The 4,844-nt window shown below is 68.9% G+C and carries 3 protein-coding genes; all 3 read right to left on the reverse strand.

Annotated elements, in window-relative coordinates; genetic code table 11:
* Positions 1-110: 110 nt before the first annotated feature.
* The 3 genes from AB0D27_RS32490 to AB0D27_RS32500 all read right to left on the reverse strand — a co-directional run bounded on the left by AB0D27_RS32490 (position 111) and on the right by AB0D27_RS32500 (position 4,715).
* Entirely contained in the window at positions 111-1,247 is a 1,137-nt protein-coding gene (locus AB0D27_RS32490; protein WP_362515883.1) for an amidase domain-containing protein, read from the reverse strand.
* Between the two features lie 141 nt (positions 1,248-1,388).
* Positions 1,389-2,612 carry a hypothetical protein gene (locus AB0D27_RS32495; protein WP_362515936.1) on the reverse strand — a complete coding sequence of 408 codons (1,224 nt, stop codon included), beginning with the start codon at positions 2,610-2,612 and terminating at the stop codon, positions 1,389-1,391.
* A 144-nt stretch (positions 2,613-2,756) separates the two neighbouring features.
* Positions 2,757-4,715 carry a transglycosylase domain-containing protein gene (locus AB0D27_RS32500; protein WP_362515938.1) on the reverse strand — a complete coding sequence of 653 codons (1,959 nt, stop codon included), beginning with the start codon at positions 4,713-4,715 and terminating at the stop codon, positions 2,757-2,759.
* Positions 4,716-4,844 lie beyond the last annotated feature (129 nt).

A 4,844-nucleotide genomic window follows, 5' to 3' on the forward strand; every position in this document is an offset into this window, starting at 1 on the left:
CCGCGGGGGCCCGGGGTGGCCCCCCTGACCGGGGGGGCGGGGGGGGGGGGCTGCGCCCGGGCCCCGGCGGGGGCCGCGCGGCCCCGGCCGGGCCCCCCCGACCGAGTGCATCAGGTGCGGTACGCGTAGTACGCCGAGTTCGGGTACGAGGCGATCAGGCTCGACACCGACCTCCGGTACGTGTCCGTGTCGTGGTACGTCACATACGGGACGCCGCTCGAACTGCGGTACGACGTGATCATGGAGTGGTCCTTGGACCCGTCCTTGTTGAAGTCCATCTGCATCACGTCGCCGATGTTCATCTGGTAGACGTTCGCCAGGGGCGTGGTCCGCTTGGCGGTCTGGGTGAACCACGACCACTCGTTGACGCCGACCCACGAGTCGGACTCCGTCGACGTCCCGTAGTACCAGGTGCCGTACTCCTGGGCCGAGGTCGTGACCGGCTTCCAGCCGCCCGCCTTCAAGGACTGGCTCAGGTAGTTGGTGCAGTCCCCGCCTGCCGAGTTGAACCTCCGGTAGGCGGCGTTGTAGTTCCGCCAGTACTTCTCCGCGTAGGCCGCCATCGCCGCGTAGTTGTACGTGGTGCCGGTGCCGAGGTTCTTGGGTTTGGCGGGCGCGGGATAGGTGGTCGCTGCCCGGGGGGCGTCGACAGCGGCCATGGGGGTCTTCCCCGAGACCGTCGGGACGGGCTCGTTGACCTGCCGGGGGCCCCGGTCCGTCGAGCGTTCGCCCGTCAGCTTCCAGGTGCCGTCCGGCTGGGCGGCGAAAGTCAGCACGTGGTGCGCGCGAAAGCCCGTCGTGTCGGGCTCGTCTCCGCGGATCTTCTTGTACGTGAGGGTGGTGGTCTCGGTGACCCAGACCGTGGCCCGCTGTCCCCTCACCCGGGTCCGGTTCACTGTGACGTCGGTGTCGGCGGCGGTGTAGGCCTCGCCCAGTGCCGCGAGCCGGGAGCGTGTGCCGTGCAGCGAGGACACCGCGGTGTTCTGCGTCCGCGTCAGCGCGTCGGACAGCCGTATCCCTCCCGTTGTGGCCTTCAGCTCAGTACGGGCCGGGTGGCTCCCGTCCAGCAGAGCGGCCGTGCGGTCGGTGAACACGGCGTCGGCCACGCGGCCGAAGGCGTCGGTCGCCGCCCGGTTCGCCTGGGGGGTGGTGTCCGCCGCGTGGGCGGCGGACAGCGGAAGTACGAGGGCGGAGAGGGCGGCCGCCGTCACGGTCGAGCATCTGCGGCTCAACGTCTTTGATCTCACTGATGATTCTCCTTGACCCCCGGTCGGGCACCGGGGAGGGAATCTTTACATGTCCTCCTCAACTAAGGGGAACCTGGGGGGATCCCCGAGCGGCCCGCCAACTCCGCCCGCGCGCGAGGTAACTTGTCGGACCGAAAGCCCCTACTTCACCACCGTCGACCAGTCCGGCGACTGCGCGGGGTCCAGACTGCGCAGCCGTTCCAGGACTCCCGGCTTCTGCACGTCGAGCCAGTCGGCCAGTTCACGGAAGGACACACAGCGAACACCCTTCTTCGTGCACACGTTCTTGATGACCTGGTCGATGGCCTTCATGTAGATGCCGCCGTTCCAGTTCTCGAAGTGGTTGCCGATGAAGAGCGGTGCGCGACTGCCGTAGTACACCCGGTCGAAGCCGTCCATATAGGACTTGACGGTCTCCTGCTCCCACTCGGGGTATTTGGCCGGGTCTCCCTCGGTCTCGCCGTTGGACTGGTTGTAGAGGAAGTTGAAGTCCATGGACAGACCTTGGTACTTGCCGCTCTCGTAGGGGAGCATCTCGAGCGGGAAGTCCCAGACGCCCTCCTTCTTCGTGGGCCATATCTGGAAGTCGCCCGCGGAGCTGGCGTCGTAGCGCCAGTTGTACTTGTTGGCGGTGGCCTTCATGGCCTTGAGCAGGTTCTTCTGGCCCTCGAGGCAGGGCGCGCGGCCGCCGCTGATGTCGCGCGCCGGGTCGAAGGGCAGGGCCGGCAGATCGGTGTAGCCGGTGTTGGTCTTCCACTTCTGCACGAAGGAGAAGAACTGGTCGATCTCGCTCTCCCACTCCGCGACACTCCAGTCCTTGCCGCCCTTCTCGCCGCAGAAGTGGCCGTTGAAGTGGGTGCCGATCTCGTTGCCTCCCTTCCACGCCTTGCCGAGCTCCGCCAGCGTGGTGCGGATGTGCTCGTCGGTGGGGTAGCTGATCGCGGCGGCGCCCGGGTCGTGCATCGGCGGCTCGTAGAGCGTCTTCTTGTCCTTGGGCAGCAGATAGATGCCGGTGAGGAAGAACGTCATATGGGCGTCGTACTCCTTGGCCAGCTCCCGGTAGTGCGAGAAGAGCTGGTCGTCGCCCTGGAGGGCGCCGTCCCACGAGAAGACGACGAACTGGGGCGGCTTCTCACCGGGCTTGAGCGGTACGGGCTTCAGCGTGCCCTTCTGCGGGCCGGTGTAGGACGTGGAGCCGTCGCCGAGCACCTTGGTCTTGCCGTCCCACGGGGGCGCCTTGGTGGCCTTCGCCGCGGAGCCGCCGGAGCGGTGCGCGCTGGCCGACCCGGCCGGCGCGGTGGTGTCCGAGTTGTGGACGGCCAGATAGGTCGCGGCCATGGACGTGACGACGAGGAAGGCCGCCATGGCCGCGAAACCCTGCCGGGCGGAGGCGGCGGAAGAACCGGGAGCGGGGTCGCGGCGGCGGCGACGGCTGTGCTTCGAGTTCATACGGGGCACATTCTGCGAGGGAGGCGGACGGGTCGGGGGGCGGCCACTCGGCCGTCGGGGTCAGCCGAGCGGACTCATGGCGCCCGACCAGATGCCGTACGGGACATCGGCCCCGGACGCGCCGTCGATCCCCTTGAGCGGCAGCGGTTCGAGACTCTTGGACAGGTCCAGGCGATAGAGGACCACCGCGGTCGACACGGAGCGGTTCGTGCCCACGTACCAGGCGGCCTTGTCGTCCTGTGTGGTGCCGCTCTTCCCGGCCACCCGAGCGGACCCGGGCGCCGCGCCGGCGTGGTCGGCGCGGAAGGCGTCCGTGAGCGCTTCGGTGACCTCGCGGGCCACGTCGGCTCCCACCGCGCGGTGCGGGCCGGGCGTGTCCAGCCGGACCCCGGAGCCGTTGCGGGTGATGCGGCGCACCGAGTACGGCTCGATGTGCGTGCCGCCCGCCGCGAAGGTGGCGTAGGAGCTCGCCATCCGGATCGCGCTGGGCGTGGAGCTGCCCAGGGACAGCGCGGGCACCTGTGGCCCGAGGCTGGAGGAGAGCATGCCCGTCGCCTCGGCGGTCTGGCGCACCTTGTCCAGGCCCGTGTCCATGCCGAGTTGCATGAACGGCGTGTTCACCGACGCGGCGAGCGCCTGGCGCAGGGTGATCTGCCCGTAGGACTTCTTCCCGTCGTTGTGGGCGGCGACCTTCTTGCCGCTGCGGTCCCAGTAAGGGCCCTCGGGCGTGCTGACCGGGACACCGTCGTCGCCGTCGTAGACGGAGTCGGGGGTGACCGGTGTGGCGGTGCTGTCGCGGGTCTTGTGGACGCCGTGTTCGAGGCCTGCGGCGTAGACGAACGGCAGGAACGCCGAACCGGCCGGGACGGTGGTGGCGTTGGACTCGTTGTAGCCCTGCGTACGGTGGTCGGGGCCGCCGTAGACGGCGAGGATCCGGCCGTCGCTGGCCACCGAGGCGGCCCCGTAGTGCGCGGTCTTCGCCGTGTCGGGGTCGTCCTTCTTCGCCTTCTTGCGGGCCTTGGTCACGGTGTCGGTGAGCGCGGTCTCCCGCTTGCGGTCGAAGGTCGTGTAGATCTGGTAGCCACCCAGGTCGAACTCCCGGTCCGAGATGTGCCCAGCCTTCTTGGCGTACTGGGTCGCCAGCTCGACCAGGTAGTCGCTCTGCTTGCCGGTGTCGTAGACCCGGGACTGCTTGAGCGGCTCGGGGAACTTCGTGTAGGTGGCCCGCTCGGCCGGCGACAGCTTGCCGATCTTGACCATGCGGTCGAGGATCCAGGACCAGCGCTCCACGGCCCGCTTGTGGTTCGCCTCGCTCAGCGTGGGGTCGTAGAGGCCCGCGCCCTTGAGGAGGGAGGCGAGGAACGCGCCCTCGCTGGCGTTGAGGCGGCTCACGTCCTTGCCGTAGTAGGCCTGCGCGGCCCGCTGGAGGCCGTAGGTGCCGCGCCCGAACCAGCTGGTGTTGAGGTAGCCCTCGAGGATCTTGTCCTTGCTCATCTTGTTGTCGAGCTTGAGGGCGATCATGGCCTCGGTGAACTTGCGGCTCACCGTCTGGTTCTGGCTCAGATAGACGTTCTTGACGTACTGCTGGGTGATGGTGGAGCCGCCCTGGGTGTCCCCCTGGCCCACGGTGCGCACCAGCGCGCGGGTGAGGCCTTTGACGGAGATGCCCGGGTCGGAGTAGAAGCTCTCGTTCTCCGCCGCGAGGACCGCCCAGCGCACGTCTTTCGGTATGTCCTTCAGCGGCATGGCCTGCCGCCGCACCCAGCCGGTACGGGCCATGGGTGTCCCGTCCGACCAGAAGTAGACGTTGTCCTGCTGGGTCGCGTACGTGTTCAGGTTCTGGGGTATGTCCGTGGCGGCGTAGGCGATGACCAGCAGCGAGCCGGTCAGCCCGACGGCCAGAGCCCAGGCGGCAAGCCACTGCCGCCAGGAGGGCACCCAGCGACGCCATCCGGTGCGGCCCGGCCGCGGGTAGGCCGGCCTGAGCCGTCGCGCGAGCGGCGCGAGCTTTGCGGCCAGGGCGGAGGGTTCGGCGGGTTTACGGCGGGTGCCGCGGCGGCGTGAACCTGAACCTGACGCTCGATCGGCCCCGCGGTCTCTCCCACGACCGGCTTCGGGATCGGTCCCACGGTCGGCTCCAGGATCCGT

This window comes from Streptomyces sp. NPDC048415 (genome assembly GCF_040651675.1).
In the GTDB taxonomy this organism is placed as follows: domain Bacteria; phylum Actinomycetota; class Actinomycetes; order Streptomycetales; family Streptomycetaceae; genus Streptomyces.